Genomic DNA, 15,709 nt, shown 5'->3' with positions numbered 1-15,709 from the left:
TTGCGGTGTGGTTGGACTTGAAGCCGCCGTGGTCTGGGGTTAAGACCGCTCGAGACAAAACGGCCGTCCGTTAAGGACAGGAGCCTGAATGAAACACCACTCGCCCGAAGCCCGCAAGCGCTGCATCGCTTTCGGGGAACACGGGCTTTGCGCATCGGAACCGCGGGAATGACCGAAAAGAAGCCTTATTACATTACGACTGCGATTTCCTATCCCAATGGCGTGCCGCATATCGGTCATGCTTACGAGCTGATTGCTACGGACGCCATGGCGCGCTTCCAGCGCCTTGATGACCGCGATGTGTTCTTTTTGACCGGCACGGATGAACACGGTCAGAAAATGCAGCAGACCGCGAAAAAGGAAGATATTCCGGTTCAGGAGCTGGCGGATCGCAATACGGCGGCCTTTCAGGACATGGGCAAGCTTCTCAATGCCTCCAATGATGATTTCATCCGGACCACGCAGGAGCGTCATCACAAGGCTTCGCAGGAGATCTGGCGGCGCATGGCTGCTGCCGGTGATATCTACAAGGATAGCTATTCCGGCTGGTATTCGGTTCGCGATGAAGCCTATTATCAGGAAGATGAAACCGAGCTTCGCAGTGATGGTGTGCGCTACGGGCCGCAAGGAACGCCGGTCGAATGGGTCGAGGAGGAAAGCTATTTCTTCCGTCTTTCGACCTTCCAGGACCGTTTGCTGAAGCTTTATGAGGATCAGCCTGATTTCATCGGACCTGCGGAGCGCCGCAACGAAATCATTTCCTTCGTGAAGTCAGGGCTGCATGATCTTTCGATTTCGCGCACCACTTTTGACTGGGGCGTGAAGGTACCCGATGATGATCGGCATGTGATGTATGTCTGGGTTGATGCCCTGACCAACTATATCACCGCGACCGGCTACCTTGAGGACCAGAATGGGCCGCGGGCGAAATATTGGCCGGCGGATCTTCATGTGATCGGCAAGGATATCATTCGGTTTCACGCCGTTTACTGGCCTGCCTTCCTGATGTCTGCGGGGCTGCCGCTGCCGAAGCGCGTCTATGCGCACGGCTTCCTGCTCAACAAGGGCGAGAAAATGTCGAAGTCGCTCGGCAACGTCGTCGGACCGAAGGAACTGGTCGAGCATTTCGGGCTTGATCCGCTCCGCTATTTCCTGCTGCGTGAGGTTTCCTTCGGGCAGGATGGCTCCTATAGCGCCGAAGGCATTGGCAATCGCATCAATGCCGATCTCGCCAATGGCATTGGCAATCTTGCCAGCCGCTCGCTGTCGATGATCGTCAAGAACTGTGATGGTCAGGTGCCCGCACCCGGTCCGTTCACCGATGAGGACAAGGCCATGCTGGCCATGGCCGACGGCGTTATCGAGACGGTGCGTGCGGACATGAACGCGCAGGCCATTCACAAGGCAACGGCCGCCATCATCGCCGTCGTCTCCGAAGGGGACCGCTATTTTGCCAGCCAGGAGCCCTGGGCGCTGCGCAAGACCGATCCCGACCGTATGGCAACCGTGCTTTATGTTACCGCGGAAGTCGTCCGTCAGGTGGCGATCCTGCTGCAGCCCTTTATGCCGGATTCTTCGGCCAAGCTGCTGGATCTCGTTGCCGCACCTGCTGACGCGCGCGATTTTGCCCATCTGGGCGAGGCCGGCCGCCTGAAACCCGGCACGCCGCTGGAAAAACCCGCCCCGGTCTTTCCGCGCTATGTCGCACCTAAGGACAATGCCTGAAATGTTGATCGATAGTCACTGCCATCTGGATTTCCCCGATTTTGCCGAAGAGCGTGACGCGCTTGTCGCGCGGGCTCACGCTGCCGGTGTCAAGCAGATGGTAACGATCTCAACTCGCGTTAATAAATTTCCGCAAATACTTGAAATTGCAGAAAAGTACGAAAGTGTTTTTTGTTCCGTCGGCACCCATCCCAGCAATGCCGATGAGGAACTTGATGTTGATGCGGCAGACCTGATCCGCCTCGCCGGGCATCCCAAAGTGGTTGCTATCGGCGAGGCGGGGCTGGACTACCACTACGACGCCGACAAGGCCGAGGCGCAGAAAATCGGGCTTCATCGCCATATCGAGGCTGCGCGTCAGACGGGCCTGCCGCTGGTGATTCACAGCCGCGACGCCGATGCGGATATGGCTGCGATCCTGACGGAGGAAACGGAGAAGAACGGGGCGTTTCCCTTCATTCTCCATTGCTTTTCGGCCGGCCGGGCATTGGCTGAAACCGGTGTCGCACTCGGTGGCTATGTATCCTTCTCCGGCATTCTGACCTTTCGGAATTCGCAGGATATTCGCGATATCGCCGCTGATATTCCGCTTGACCGGCTGCTGGTTGAAACCGATGCGCCCTATCTGGCGCCAACACCTTATCGCGGCAAGCGCAATGAGCCCTCCTATGTGGTCAACACTGCCCGAGTTCTGGGCGAGGTCAAAGGGCTTGACGAGGCCGGCATAGCGGCGATTACGACAGAAAACGCATTCCGCTGCTTTTCGAAGATGACGCGGGTCTGATACGTGAAATATCGCCGCCGTTTCACCATTCTGGGCTGTTCTTCCTCGCCGGGTGTACCGCGTATTACCGGTGACTGGGGCGATTGTGATCCGCAAAATCCGAAGAACCGGCGCACGCGCGCAGCGCTTCTGGTTGAGCAGATCGGCCCGGATGGCGGCAAGACAACGGTGGTGATCGACACGGGGCCTGATTTCCGTGAACAGATGGTGCGTGCCGGTGTCGGTGCCATTGATGCCGTGCTTTATACCCATGGTCATGCCGATCATATTCACGGCATTGATGATATTCGCGGATATTTCCACGCCCAGCACAGGCGTATTCCGATCTATGCCGAGCCGATGACGATGGAGCGCATCGTCGCGGGCTTCGGCTATTGCCTGCAAACGCCGGAAGGCAGCGAGTATCCGCCGATCGCCGATCCGCATATCATTGAAGATCTCGATCGGCCGATCGTGATCGAGGGCGATGGCGGACCGATGCGCTTTTTTGCCCATCGCCAGCAGCACGGCGACATCATTTCGCTTGGCTACCGCCTCGGTGATATTGCCTATTGTACGGATGTCAGCGACTTTCCGGCGGACACAATCGCGAAACTGGCCGGGCTTGATGTCATCATCATTGATGCGCTGCAATATCGGCGCCATCCAAGTCATCTGTCGCTGGAGCAGGCGCTCGACTGGGTTGCGCGCTTTGGTGCCAGGCGGGCCGTGCTGACGCATATGCATATTCCGCTGGACTATGCACGCGTGCTTGCCGAAACGCCTGCGCATGTTGAGCCAGCCTATGATCAGATGGTGATCGAATTCGACCTGGGGGAGGTCTGTTTATGAGTGATGCAGGCGGAAAGCGTGCGAGCATTGACCGGGTCCGTGACGAGGCGGCCGAAAAGCGGCTCGATATCACCATTCTTACCATGGATCAGTCCACCCGAACGGCTGAAGATGCCGCAAACGCGGCCGGATGTGCCGTCGGACAAATCGTCAAATCACTGATCTTCAATGATAAAAACTCAGGCGGCTTGGTACTGATCCTGGTGTCCGGCGCGCATAATGCCGATCTTGCACATCTGCAGTCAGTGTACGGCCTGTCGCTTGATTGCGCCGATGCCAAGCGGGTGAGGGCGGAGACCGGTTTTGCCATTGGCGGCGTTGCGCCGATCGGGCACCTTGTGCCACTCCCTGTCTATATGGATGAGGCGCTTTTCATTCATGATGTCGTGTGGTGCGCTGCTGGCCGGCCGGACAGTATTTTTTCGGTCGCACCAGACGCATTGGCCGAAGCCGTGGCTGCGCAGCGCCTGACCGTGCGCTGAAACACGATAACTTTGCCCCACTTTGGTCTAAGGCTTTGACGCCGGATTGGCGTCCGGTGACATTTGCCAGGCGCAGGTCATGGGCCGTCGCGGACAAAATCTGAAGCGCCGTCAGGTCGTGGCCCGGATTTGGTCACATCCCTTGATTGTCAACGGGTTGATGCTGGCTTAAGTAACTGTTTCGATTGACCCGTTCTTTGACGCAATCAGCTATCGGCGTGTCGTTAATGGGCGCTCAAGCGCATTTACTTGGCTGCACCATCCATCATATGGCGTAAACTTGGGTCCGCAGTGGCTATCCAGGGGCGGATAAGAGCTTGAACCACTGCCGGTAGTGGTATTATGCTCGCAAAATAGTCAATGTGGAAATGTGATTAATTTTCGATCTTTTTTCGAATTGAGCCTTTGAATTTGGAACGAATCCTGATTTGTTGCTCGCAGAACGCACGAATTCGGCGAATTTGGTTGTAATTATGCAATTCCGTCTGGAGGACGGCGACTGAAGAGTTAAGACAGCGACGCGTCGTCACAAACCAAAAATAACGGGGAAGACATGGCTGAAAACCGGGGCGCAGCGGTTAAATATGATAGCGTACAAAAAAGTTACGATGGCGAGACTCTCGTCGTAAAAAAGCTCAATCTGGATATTCCCCCGGGGGAATTCCTGACCATGCTCGGTCCGTCGGGATCGGGCAAGACAACCTGCCTCATGATGCTGGCGGGGTTCGAGCCGGCGACATCCGGCGAGATCTATCTGAACAGCAAGCCGATCAACAATGTGCCGCCGCACAAGCGCGGTATTGGCATGGTGTTTCAAAATTATGCGCTTTTTCCGCATATGAGCGTGGCCGAGAATCTGGCCTTTCCGCTGCAGCTGCGCAAGGTAGGCAAGGCGGAACAGGAAGAGAAGGTGAAGCGGGCGCTTGAAATGGTTCAGCTTGGCCGTTTCGGCAACCGTCGCCCGGCCCAGCTTTCCGGTGGTCAGCAACAGCGCGTTGCGGTGGCGCGGGCACTGGTTTTCGATCCTGAGCTTGTCTTGATGGATGAGCCGCTTGGCGCGCTGGACAAGCAGCTGCGCGAGCAGATGCAGTATGAAATCAAGCACATCCACGACAATCTCGGCGTCACCTTTGTCTATGTGACCCATGATCAGACCGAAGCGCTGACCATGTCGGACAGGGTCGCCGTGTTCAATGATGGCATTATCCAGCAATTATCCGCGCCGGATCTCCTGTATGAAACACCGCGCAACTCTTTCGTCGCCCAGTTTATCGGCGAAAACAACAAGCTGAGTGGTACGGTCAAGGAGGTTCGCGGACAGGAATGTTCTGTCGAGCTTGATGACGGCACGATTCTGATTGCCGACCGGGTCAATGTTGAAAATGTTGGCGACCGCACCACGATTTCACTGCGTCCTGAGCGCGTTGAGCTTGTGCCGGACGAGGGAGCCGAGAACAAGATCACCGGCCGGATCGAGGAACTCATCTATCTCGGCGATCATATTCGCGTGCGCATGAATGTGTGCGGCAATGACGAATTTGTCGTCAAAGTCAGAAATCGCGGCGAGCGCCGGACGCTTGCCGTCGGAGATATGCAAATAGTCGGATTTGCCGCGCGTGACTGCAAGGCTCTCGACTACGCCGCATAACGCCCGGCCTTTCGGGGCCGGGGCGGGCTGCGCCTGTGCAGCCAGAATTTTCATCAACGAAGGGGAACTTGAAATGACATTCCGCAGGATTATTCTGACCTCGGTTGCGACGGTTGCACTGGCTGGTGCCGCATCCGCCGAAGACCTGACCATCGTTTCGTGGGGCGGGGCCTATTCGGCGTCGCAGGACAAGGCCTATCACCAGCCCTATATGGCCGAACATCCCGATGTGAACATCATCAATGATGAATCTTCCAATGAGGCGGTTGCCAAACTGCGCGCCATGAGCGAGGCCGGCAACGTCACCTGGGATCTGGTAGACGTTGAAGGTCCTGACAGCCAGCGTCTCTGTGACGAAGGCCTTGCTCAGGAAATCGACCTGAACGACTGGGCCGCAGCTGCGCCGGATGGCACCACTGCAACGGTCGATTTCGGCGATGCTGTCATCAATGACTGCTTCATTCCGCAGATCGTTTTCTCCACCACCTTCGGTTACCGCACCGATGTGGCGGAGTGGAACGGCAAGGAGCCAACCAGCCTTTGTGATATCTTCGATACAACGACCTTCCCGGGCAAGCGCGCTCTGGAAAAGCGTCCGAAGAAGAATATCGAATGGGCTTTGATCTGCGACGGTGTTGCCAAGGAAGACCTGTACGACGTTATGTCAACGCCGGAAGGCATCGACAGGGCTCTCAAGAAGCTCGGCACCATCAAGGATGATGTGATCTGGTGGTCGGCCGGTGCTGAAACGCCGCAGCTTCTGGCCGACGGCGAGATCGTCATGGGCTCGACCTATAATGGCCGCCTCTACAGTGTGATTGTCGAGGACAAGCAGCCCGTCAAGATGCTGTGGGACTGGCAGGTCTTCGACTATGACGGCTGGATCGTTCCCGCTGGCCTTTCGGAAGAGAAGGAAGCTGCGGTCAAGCAGTACATCAACTTCGCAACCGATACGCAGCGCCTTGCCGATCAGGCAAAGTATATTGCCTATGGTCCGGCCCGTGCGTCTTCGCAGCCGCTCGTGACCGCCGAGATGAAGCCCTACATGCCGACCAATCCGGACAATATGGGCAACTACCTGGTCAACAACATCGAATGGTGGGCTGACAATCAGGACGATGTGGAACAGAAATTCCAGGCTTGGCTGGCACAGTAATTTCTTAATGCGCCGCTTCATGTGGCGCATTTAATTTATTGAAATTATGGACTAATTTATCATTGTTCAATGAAGCGGTTTCCCGCGACGGTGTTTTCGGCCGCGGGGAACCTCCATTGAGCAAATCTGACGGGGTATTTTGAATTTGGCACAGGAACAGCTTCTGACAACGGATGGCAAGCCGCTCAAGGCGGCGTTGCGACGCGCGCTCCGGCAGGAGAAAATGCGAAACCTGCTGTTGATCGCGCCGCTTCTGGCCTTTGTTCTGGTCGGCTTCGTTGCGCCGATCGTCGATATGCTGTTCCGCTCCGTCGAGAACGGAATTGTTGCCGACACGCTGCCCAAGACCGTCGTCGAACTGGCCAAATGGGATCCGGATTCGAGCCCTTTGCCTGACGATGCCGTCTATGCCGCCTTTCATGACGACATGGTCGTTGCAGTGAAGGAGAAGACCTATACCCGCCTCGGGTCGCGGCTGAACTACGAACAGTCGGGCATGTCGAGCCTGTTTCGCAAGACGGGGCGGGCGGTCAAGAAAATGGATGAAGGGGATTACAAGGCTCAGTTCATCGCTGCCGATAAGGCCTGGGGCGAGCCGGAAACCTGGAAAATTCTCAAACTCTATTCGCCACGTTACACATCCGGCTATTTCCTCAATGCCGTCGATGCAGAGCTCACCACTGATGGTATCAAGATGAAGCCGGAAAATGAACGGATCTATCTGTTCCTTTTCGTCCGGACATTGATCCTCAGCCTCGTCATTACCGTTTCCTGCCTTCTGCTTGGCTATCCCGTTTCCTTTCTGTTGTCGCATTTGCCGCTCAGGCGCGCCAATCTGCTGATGATTTTGGTCTTGCTGCCGTTCTGGACGTCGCTTCTGGTGCGGACGTCGGCATGGAAAGTACTGCTGCAGCAGCAGGGCGTCATCAATGACCTTCTGGTCTGGGCCGGGCTGGTGTCGGACAGCAACCGGCTGGTGATGATGAACAACGCGACCGGCACCATCATTGCCATGACGCATATTCTGCTGCCGTTTATGATCCTGCCGCTCTATTCGGTGATGAAGACGATCTCGCCAACCTATGTCCGTGCGGCGCGCAGTCTTGGCGCCACCAGCTGGACAGCGTTCTGGCGCGTCTATTTTCCGCAATCGCTGCCTGGAATCGGTGCGGGTGCGGTGCTCGTCTTCATTCTTGCCATCGGTTATTACATCACGCCGGAACTGGTGGGCGGCACATCGGGCATCTTCATTTCAAACCGTATCGCCTATCACATTTCCAGTTCGCTGAACTGGGGGCTGGCAGCCGCTCTCGGCACGCTGCTTCTGGTCGTGGTGATGTTCATGTTTGTGCTCTACGACCGTGTCGTTGGCATCGATAATGTGAAGCTGGGCTGAGGAGGGACATCATGGAACTGCCACCCTATGCATCGCCCATCGAGCGGATCTGGCATTACAGCTATCTGATCATTTGCGGGCTGATCTTCTTTTTCCTGATCTTTCCGATCATCGTGATCATTCCGCTGAGTTTCAATGCCGAGAATTTCTTCACATTCACGCCGAAAATGCTGGAGCTGGATCCGTCCGGCTACTCGTTGAAACATTATGTGGACTTCTTCACCAATCGGGACTGGCAGTCGGCGCTGAAGAATTCGGTGCTGATTGCACCGGCGGCAACAATCGTGGCAACGACCTTTGGCACGCTGGCCGCCGTTGGCCTGTCGCGCGCGCATGTTCCGGCGCGTGGCGCGATTATGGCAATTCTGATTTCTCCAATGATCGTGCCGCTGATCATTTCTGCCGCAGGCATGTATTTCTTCTATTCCCGCATCGGCATTCAGGGTACCTATTGGGGCGTGGTTCTGGCGCATGCGGTGCTGGGTACACCCTTCGTCATCATCACGGTGACGGCGACACTCGTCGGCTTCGACCGTTCGCTTGAGCGGGCCGCCGCATCGCTGGGTGCCAACCCGCTGATCACCTTCTTCAAGGTGCAGATGCCATTGATCCTGCCCGGCGTGGTTTCGGGCGCTCTCTTTGCCTTCATCACCTCTTTCGATGAGGTCGTCGTGGTGCTCTTCGTCGGCTCTGCTTCGCAGAAAACGCTGCCGTGGCAGATGTTTACTGGTCTGCGTGAGCAGATTTCGCCGACCATTCTGGCTGTTGCCTCAATCCTGGTCGCGCTTTCGATTGCGCTTTTGACTGTGCTGGAACTGATTCGCCGCCGCTCGGAACGTCAACGTGGCCTGACTCCGGGCTGATTTTCCCGTTTCATACAATCCAGTTGCTCCCGCTCTGCGTATCAAGTGCAATACGTAAAATCGCAGGCGGGAGAATACATGTCTGTCACTATCTTGATCGGCGCATTTGTCTGGCTGGTACTGGCGATGAGCTTTGCCTGGCTGGTACAGCGCAAAACCGGCAATAGCGGCTGGATCGATGCGATCTGGTCGGCAGCAACAGGACTTGGCGGCCTCTTCGTGGTCGCCTGCGGCACGGGTTTTTCGTCGGGACGCAGTATGCTGGCCTTCGCGCTGGTCTTCATCTGGGCGTTGCGCCTCTCTGTTCATATCGCTGCACGGAGCGCGCATGTCAGTGATGATCCGCGCTATCGCGCGCTTCTGCAAGGCTGGGGCACGGCCGCTGCTGTCAGGCTCTGGTGGTTTCTGCAAATCCAGGCCGTCGCGTCCTTTATTCTGCTGCTCTCTATCTATGCCGCAGCCAGCAATACGGCGCGGTTTCCGGGGTTCTGGGATGGTTTGGCCATCATTGTGGCGCTTGTCGCCATTAGCGGAGAGGGGGTTGCCGACTTCCAGCTCCAGATGTTTCGCAAGGGCGAGAAGGAGCCTGGGGAGAAGCGTGTTTGCGAGGTCGGTCTGTGGCGCTACTGCCGGCATCCCAATTATTTCTTTGAATGGCTCTGGTGGTGCAGCTGGCCACTGATCGCAGTCTCCGGACATGGGTTCTCCGGCATGAGCCTTATCGCCTTGCTGGCGCCGGTGATGATGTATTGGCTACTCAATTCCGTCTCAGGGATTCCGCATCTTGAAGCGCATATGCTGCGCTCGCGCGGCGATGCCTATCGCCGCTATCAAAAGCGCGTCAATGCCTTCTTTCCCGGGCCGCGCCGACCGGTTGGCTGAGCGCATTCAGACCGCTGATTTCTGCAGATGAAACTGGGCGACATCAATGCTGCCGGCGGAAAATCCCGTCGCGCAGTAGTTCAGATAATAGCGCCACATCCGCTTGAAGCGCTCATCGAAGCCAAGCGGGGCGATCTTCTCCCATTCGGCGAGAAACCGGTTTTCCCATTCCAGCAATGTTTTGGCGTAATCCTTGCCGAAGGCAAACAGGTCCTTGACCGTGAGGCCGGCGCGTTCGGCGCCTGCGCGAAAGGTCTCGAAGGATGGCAGCATGCCGCCGGGGAAAATATAGGCCTGAATGAAATCGGCATTGTCGCGATAGTGGGCGAAGCGGTGATGCTCGATGGTGATCGACTGGATCACTGCCGCGCCGCCGGGTTTCAGGCGCTGGTTCACGGTTTCGAAGAAGGTCGGCCAGTGTTCCTCGCCGACGGCCTCGAACATTTCGATTGATACGATCTTGTCGAAGGATCCGTTGCAGTCGCGATAATCTTCCAGCCGGATATCGGTTTTTGCCGACAGCCCTTTGCGCTCCAACCGTTCGCGAGCGAAGCTCGCCTGCTCTTGCGAAAGCGTAAGGCCGGTAATGTGACAGCCGGTCCGTGCGGCTGCATATTCGGCAAAACCGCCCCAGCCGCAACCGATTTCCAGTACACGGTCCTCAGGCCCGATCTGCAGACGCGAGATGATACGGTCATATTTGGCGGTTTGCGCCTCGCAGAGTGAGATCTCTCGACCGCCATAGAGCGCGCTTGAATAGGTCATGGTCTGGTCCAGCCAGGCGGCATAGAAGTTGTTGCCGAGGTCGTAGTGATAGGCAATATTGCGCCGGCTGCCCTTTCTGGTGTTGCCGCGCAGTCGGTGGCGCAGTGCCTCAATCCGGGCAAAGAGCGGGTGAGCCTTCAGCGCATTTTCCAGCGCGGTCTCATTCATGACAGCCAGGGCCAGAAAGGCGGCGAGATCCGGGCTTTCCCAGTCGCCATCCATGAAAGACCGGGCAAAGCCAAGATCACCGGAAGTCGCAAGCCGCATCAGCGGGCGCAGATTATGCAGCACGAGCGTCGCCTCGGGGCCATCATTCGCCCCCTCGATCGTTGCAACGCTGTCATTGTCAAAGCGGAGCGTCAAACTGCCGTGTGTGATCCGTCCAGCGATCGTCAGGATCATCCGCTGCCAGAATTTCAGTTTTCCGGTTTGATACACAGTCACGCTCGACATGGTTTCCTCTCTCCTGTCGCCGCTCGCCGGCGATCACATGCTGGACCTTGGCTGGCGCCGGTTCATGACGAAATATGCCAAGCCCCTTGGTGAGCAGACGCAGGGCTTCGAAATGAATGCTGGCCACTATTTTCGCAGACATCAGCGGATAGGCAAGCATGGCGCGCAAAAGTTCCCGATCCGTGACATTCCTGCGTTTGCCCTGAAAGGCGGCATAGAGCAGAGGGCCTTCATCATCCGTTTCGTTGATTCTGACGGCGATTGCCGCGCCGGGGCGGGTAAGGCCGAAGTGATAGTCGCAGTCCATGGGGATGAAGGGGGAGACATAGAATTGCTTGCGGATTGACTGACGCACCGTCTCGTCACCGGCAGTAACGGGAATGACATAGGTGAAGCGCTCGTGAAATGTATTGCAGACTTCATAGAGGATAGCGATCAGGCTGCCGGTTTCACCATAGCAGTAGAACACGGTCAGCGGATTGAAGACATGTCCGAGAATCCGCGGATAGCACAGCATTGCAATGCGACCGCCGCCCAGATCGATGCCGGCCCGTTTAAGATGCGCTTCTGCCCAGTGTCTGAGGTTTGAGCCATCCAGCTTTCCATGGTCGCGATCATGAATACTGAAAAGCGAAAACCGGTTATGCGAAAAGAGCCGGAGCCTGTTGGAAAGCTCGGGCAATTCATCGAGATCGACGAGCAGTGAGAACACGCGATAGCGAAACCTGTGCGCCTTTGGACGATGGCGTATATGGACTACTTCGCCACGATAGATTGCCGAGTGTTCGATCATTCTGCTGCCATCAATGGTTCCCGGGGACTGAGGAAAATGCGACCGGATTCGCTTTCGACCGACCAGGGGCGCAGGATGCCGGTTGCAGCCTCGGCGGCGGCAAGGCCGGACTGCAGGCCGTCTTCGTGGAAACCACTGCCGAAATGCGCCCCGGCAAACCAGACATTGCCATTGCCCTGAATGGTCCAGAGTTCGCGCTGGGCAGCGACTGCGGCGCGGTCGAACAGCGGATGTGAGTAGCTGAAACGCGCATGGATGCGGTCTGCGGCGATAGGTCGTCCCGGATTAAGCGTCACGAACAGCGGAAAGGCCGGATCGATAGTCTGAAGCTGATTCATCCAGTAAGTGACGCAAAGCCGGTGCGTGCTATCGCCGCCAGTGTCGATATAGTTCCAGCTGGACCAAACTTTACGCCGTTTTGGCATCAATGCCTCGTCGCTGTGAAGGACCGCGTCATTCTGCGTATATCTGAAGGCCGACAGCAAGGCATATTCACTGCTTGTGGGGTCGGCGAGCATGTTGAGCGCCTGATTGCCGTGCGTGGCGATAATGACAGTATCGAAGATCTCGGTTTCGCCACGTGTTGTCGAGACGCGCACCTTGCGTCCGCGCCGCTCAACTTTTGTCACAGGTGTCGAGAGCCGGAGCGTGCCGGAAAAATCATCCAGCATGCGGCGGATATAGCTGCGGCTGCCACCGGCAACGGTGCGCCACGCCGGACGATCGGAGATAGCGAGCAGGCCGTGGCTTTCAAAGAAACGCGTGAAGGCGATCAAGGGATAGGCACGCATGTTTTTCGGCGTGGTCGACCAGATCGCAGCGCCCATGGGCAGGATATGGTCTTCAACAAAGCGGCGCGAATAGCCTCTTGCGTCGAGGTAATTCCCGAGCGTTAGATTTTCCAGCTCGGCGCGGCGGGCAGCCTCCGGCGCATCACGGTAGAAGCGGAAAATGTCGTAAAGCATGCGCCAGAAGGAAAAACGCAGAAGGTTGGATTTCTGCGCGAACATCGTTGCAATATTGCTTCCGGCATATTCGAAGGCACCATCGTTCAGAGATGCCGAGAACGACATGTCCGAAGGCTCTGTGGTAACGTCAAGATGGCTGAAGAGCGCTGTCAAATTCGGGTAATTCCGTTCGTTGAAAACGATAAATCCAGTGTCGACCGCGACCTTCTTGCTGCCAAAGGACACATCGACAGTGTTGGCGTGGCCGCCGGGGCGGCTATCGGCCTCAAACAGGGTCACATCATTCTGTTTGGCTGCCAGCCATGCGGCTGACAGGCCCGATATGCCTGCGCCGATTACGGCGATCTTTTGCCCGGTCGTATGAAGGTGAGACCCGAATTGCATATGCAGATACCCTCTCTTTTCCAAGCACCAATACGCAGCGCCGGCGGGGTTGGATCGAATTTTAGAAAAAATTATTTGAATTCTGATCCAATCGAAGACCGGGAGCGTAGTAGCGGATATGCAAACCGCTGCTCGAAACATGAAAGCATCCACCAAAGCCCGGATCGGCGCGCCAAGGCGAACCGTGCCGCGCAAGGCGATGCCGAGACAAAAGGCTGAAGCAAGGGACCCTAACCACGTGCAGGATAGTGCAGCGGAAGATTTTGGCAGGGTTCTGGTTCATGTGGCCGCGACACGCGATGTCGCCAGCTTCGAGGTACTGTTCCGCTTTTATGGTCCGCGGATCCGTTCCTATATGATGCGGCGCGCCACAGATGCTTCGCTTGCCGAGGAATTGATGCAGGAAACCATGATGACTGTCTGGCGCAAGGCGGACCAGTTCGATCCGGCCCGCGGAACTGCCGCAGGCTGGATTTTCACGATCGCCAGAAATGTGCGTGTCGACCATATCAGAAAGGCCAACCGGCCCGCTTTTGATCCCACCGATCCTGCCTTCATACCGGATGAACCGTTGAGCCCCGATGCCGGTTTTGAGGCTGATGAAAGCGCCGAGCGGCTGCGCAACGCGCTGGGAGACCTTCCTGATGATCAGGCGGAATTGCTGCGGATGTCGTTTTTCGAGGAGATACCGCATAGCGGCATAGCTGAGCGTCTTGGCTTGCCGCTCGGTACGGTAAAATCCCGTATAAGATCAGCTTTTACCAAGCTTCGTCAATCGCTTGGAGAAGTATCATGAAGCATAACATCATGCATCATATCAGCGACGATCTGCTGCTTGAATACGCCTCGGGCGCACTGGCCGAAGGTTTCAGCATTGCGGTTGCCACACATCTGGCGCTGTGTCCGTCGTGCCGTAAGCGGCTTGCCGCAATGGAGGGTGTTGGCGGCGAGATGCTTGCCTCGATGGTTTGCGCGCCATCGGCGCAGGACGATAGCTGGGCTGAATTTCGCGACCGGTTGCAATATAAAGATCCTCGGCCGGCGACGAAAGCGACGCCATTTTCTGCCGATCGGCTGAACGAGGCGGATCGCGCCATACCCGAGCCGTTGCGGTCCTATCTCGGTGGTAGCCTGACGGCGGTGAAATGGCGTCCGCTTGGGCTTGGTGCCTTCCATTATCCCATCGCAACGGGCGAGGGCGGTGCTTCGGCGCGGCTGTTGCGTATTCCGGCCGGCAAGCCGGTTCCCGAACACGGCCATGCCGGTCGCGAACTGACGCTGGTCCTTTCCGGTGCTTTTACCTCCCAGGGCGACTATTTCGGTCCCGGCGATCTTGAGGAAGAAGACAGCGATAGCGAACATCAACCCGTTGCGACGCCGGAACGCGAATGTATTTGCCTCGCGGTCACTGATGCTCCCTTGAGGTTCAAAAGCAGGCTGGTGCGCCTGCTTCAGCCACTGCTCGGAATTTAGAGATGATGGCGATGAAACGGCATCTGATCGGCTTTTCCGTTCTCGTGATCGTCTTTTCGGTCCTGGATTTCATCTGGCTCGGAACGGTCGCCTTTCCATTCTATAAGGCCGAGATTGGCGCTCTTTTGCTGGAAGAGCCGCAATGGAGTGCCGCATTCGCCTTTTATGGGCTCTACATGATAGGCGTTTATTTTTTCGCCCTGCGGCCGGGTGTCGATGCCGGGTCGGGACGCAGTGCAGCGCTGCGTGGCGCAGCGTTTGGGCTTTTTGCCTATGGCACTTACGATCTGACCAATATGGCAACGTTAGCCGGATGGAGCTGGGCCGTGGTTGCCGTCGACATGGTCTGGGGGATGGTTGCGACCGGGTTTGCCAGTGCGGTCGCGACCTTCGCAGCCTGCAAGCTTTCGCCACGCCTTGCTTGACATTCACGGCTGCAGAGGGTGAAACCGTGCTGATATCAGCCGGTTCTCCCATGCCTCTATATGCACTGAAAACAAGCTTTACCTTCGAACAGGACATCCGCAAAAGCCGGTTCGCCGCCATTGCTGCGCCAGTTTCCGGCGAGGATGAGGCGCGACATTTCCTTGCTGAAAACAGCTTTGCTGATGCCAGCCATAATTGCTGGGCTTTCCGCATCGGCGCGACATATCGCTTTTTTGATGATGGAGAGCCGGGCGGAACGGCCGGCAAGCCGATCCTCCAGGCGATTGAAGGTCAGGCGGTTGACGGGGTCATCGTTATCGTCTCGCGCTGGTTTGGCGGTATCAAACTGGGCGCAGGCGGGCTGATCCGGGCTTATGGCGGGACTGCGGCGGAATGTCTGCGGCGTGCCGAAAAGGCGGAAATCATTCCGACCGTTTCAGCAAGCCTGCATCTCGGTTTCAGCGATATTGCCTTGCTCGATGCGCGCTTCGCCGCAGAAGCCTCTGTCGCGGTCCATGACCGCAAGTTTGGTGTGGACGGCGTTTTGATGGAGCTTGAGATCGCCGAGGATGAGGCCGCCAGAATTGCCGCCATGGTGATTGAATGCACCAATGGCCGTTCGAAACTGGTTCTGCCCGACGCGGCATCGTCGGATTAGGCAGTATCGCCTGATGCGCTGG

Annotated in this window: 16 protein-coding genes; 13 read left to right on the top strand and 3 right to left on the bottom strand. The window is 57.0% G+C overall.

All coding sequences use genetic code 11. The features are described from left to right. Positions 1 to 168: 168 nt before the first annotated feature. From metG to FJU08_RS01510, 9 genes are all read left to right on the top strand, one after another. Positions 169 to 1,725 carry a methionine--tRNA ligase gene (gene metG, locus FJU08_RS01550; protein ID WP_141147211.1) on the top strand — a complete coding sequence of 519 codons (1,557 nt, stop codon included), beginning with the start codon at positions 169 to 171 and terminating at the stop codon, positions 1,723 to 1,725. A gap of 1 nt (position 1,726) precedes the next feature. After that, positions 1,727 to 2,509, top strand: coding sequence for a TatD family hydrolase (locus tag FJU08_RS01545; protein WP_141147210.1), 783 nt, complete (start codon positions 1,727 to 1,729; stop codon positions 2,507 to 2,509). 3 nt (positions 2,510 to 2,512) lie between these two features. Further along, positions 2,513 to 3,340 (top strand): MBL fold metallo-hydrolase, encoded by an 828-nt coding sequence (locus tag FJU08_RS01540; protein ID WP_141147209.1) that lies wholly within the window; start codon positions 2,513 to 2,515, stop codon positions 3,338 to 3,340. After that, positions 3,337 to 3,822, top strand: coding sequence for a YbaK/EbsC family protein (locus FJU08_RS01535; RefSeq protein WP_141147208.1), 486 nt, complete (start codon positions 3,337 to 3,339; stop codon positions 3,820 to 3,822). The genes FJU08_RS01540 and FJU08_RS01535 overlap by 4 nt, the downstream gene beginning before the upstream one ends. A gap of 553 nt (positions 3,823 to 4,375) precedes the next feature. Beyond that, positions 4,376 to 5,470: an ABC transporter ATP-binding protein gene (locus FJU08_RS01530; RefSeq protein WP_141147207.1), complete on the top strand. Its 1,095-nt coding sequence runs from the start codon at positions 4,376 to 4,378 to the stop codon at positions 5,468 to 5,470. A 73-nt stretch (positions 5,471 to 5,543) separates the two neighbouring features. Then, positions 5,544 to 6,626: an extracellular solute-binding protein gene (locus FJU08_RS01525; protein ID WP_141147206.1), complete on the top strand. Its 1,083-nt coding sequence runs from the start codon at positions 5,544 to 5,546 to the stop codon at positions 6,624 to 6,626. A gap of 145 nt (positions 6,627 to 6,771) precedes the next feature. Further along, the gene (locus tag FJU08_RS01520) at positions 6,772 to 8,022 is read left to right on the top strand and encodes an ABC transporter permease (protein ID WP_235890541.1); all 1,251 of its coding nucleotides are present in this window, start codon (positions 6,772 to 6,774) and stop codon (positions 8,020 to 8,022) included. Positions 8,023 to 8,033: 11 nt separating this feature from the next. After that, complete coding sequence (locus FJU08_RS01515) at positions 8,034 to 8,885, top strand: ABC transporter permease (protein ID WP_141147205.1); 852 nt, start codon at positions 8,034 to 8,036, stop codon at positions 8,883 to 8,885. Between the two features lie 78 nt (positions 8,886 to 8,963). Beyond that, positions 8,964 to 9,767 (top strand): DUF1295 domain-containing protein, encoded by an 804-nt coding sequence (locus tag FJU08_RS01510; RefSeq protein WP_141147204.1) that lies wholly within the window; start codon positions 8,964 to 8,966, stop codon positions 9,765 to 9,767. Between the two features lie 6 nt (positions 9,768 to 9,773). On the opposite strand, the gene FJU08_RS01505 is transcribed toward FJU08_RS01510, so the two are convergent. The 3 genes from FJU08_RS01505 to FJU08_RS01495 are packed head-to-tail and all read right to left on the bottom strand — an operon-like array spanning position 9,774 to position 13,130. Continuing rightward, a complete protein-coding gene (locus FJU08_RS01505) occupies positions 9,774 to 10,985 on the bottom strand; it encodes an SAM-dependent methyltransferase (RefSeq protein ID WP_141147203.1) in 1,212 nt (403 codons plus the stop codon). Further along, the gene (locus FJU08_RS01500) at positions 10,879 to 11,778 is read right to left on the bottom strand and encodes a DUF1365 domain-containing protein (protein WP_141147202.1); all 900 of its coding nucleotides are present in this window, start codon (positions 11,776 to 11,778) and stop codon (positions 10,879 to 10,881) included. The genes FJU08_RS01505 and FJU08_RS01500 overlap by 107 nt, the downstream gene beginning before the upstream one ends. Further along, entirely contained in the window at positions 11,775 to 13,130 is a 1,356-nt protein-coding gene (locus FJU08_RS01495; RefSeq protein ID WP_141147201.1) for an NAD(P)/FAD-dependent oxidoreductase, read from the bottom strand. The genes FJU08_RS01500 and FJU08_RS01495 overlap by 4 nt, the downstream gene beginning before the upstream one ends. Positions 13,131 to 13,368: 238 nt before the next feature. On the opposite strand from FJU08_RS01495, the gene FJU08_RS01490 reads away from it, so the two are divergent. Genes FJU08_RS01490 through FJU08_RS01475 form a run of 4 tightly spaced genes read left to right on the top strand, consistent with a single transcriptional unit; the run spans position 13,369 to position 15,687 of the window. Beyond that, positions 13,369 to 13,926, top strand: coding sequence for a sigma-70 family RNA polymerase sigma factor (locus FJU08_RS01490; RefSeq protein WP_235890540.1), 558 nt, complete (start codon positions 13,369 to 13,371; stop codon positions 13,924 to 13,926). Next, positions 13,923 to 14,603 (top strand): ChrR family anti-sigma-E factor, encoded by a 681-nt coding sequence (locus FJU08_RS01485; RefSeq protein ID WP_141147200.1) that lies wholly within the window; start codon positions 13,923 to 13,925, stop codon positions 14,601 to 14,603. Before FJU08_RS01490 ends, FJU08_RS01485 begins: the two co-directional genes overlap by 4 nt. A 2-nt stretch (positions 14,604 to 14,605) precedes the next feature. Continuing rightward, entirely contained in the window at positions 14,606 to 15,028 is a 423-nt protein-coding gene (locus FJU08_RS01480) for a DUF2177 family protein (RefSeq protein ID WP_235890539.1), read from the top strand. 50 nt (positions 15,029 to 15,078) lie between these two features. Further along, positions 15,079 to 15,687: an IMPACT family protein gene (locus tag FJU08_RS01475; protein ID WP_141147199.1), complete on the top strand. Its 609-nt coding sequence runs from the start codon at positions 15,079 to 15,081 to the stop codon at positions 15,685 to 15,687. Positions 15,688 to 15,709 lie beyond the last annotated feature (22 nt).

It is taken from the genome of Martelella alba, from assembly GCF_006516955.1.
Classification (GTDB): domain Bacteria; phylum Pseudomonadota; class Alphaproteobacteria; order Rhizobiales; family Rhizobiaceae; genus Martelella; species Martelella alba.
The sequence above is the reverse complement of the archived record's forward strand: the minus strand, read 5'-3'. Positions and strand labels throughout refer to the sequence as shown.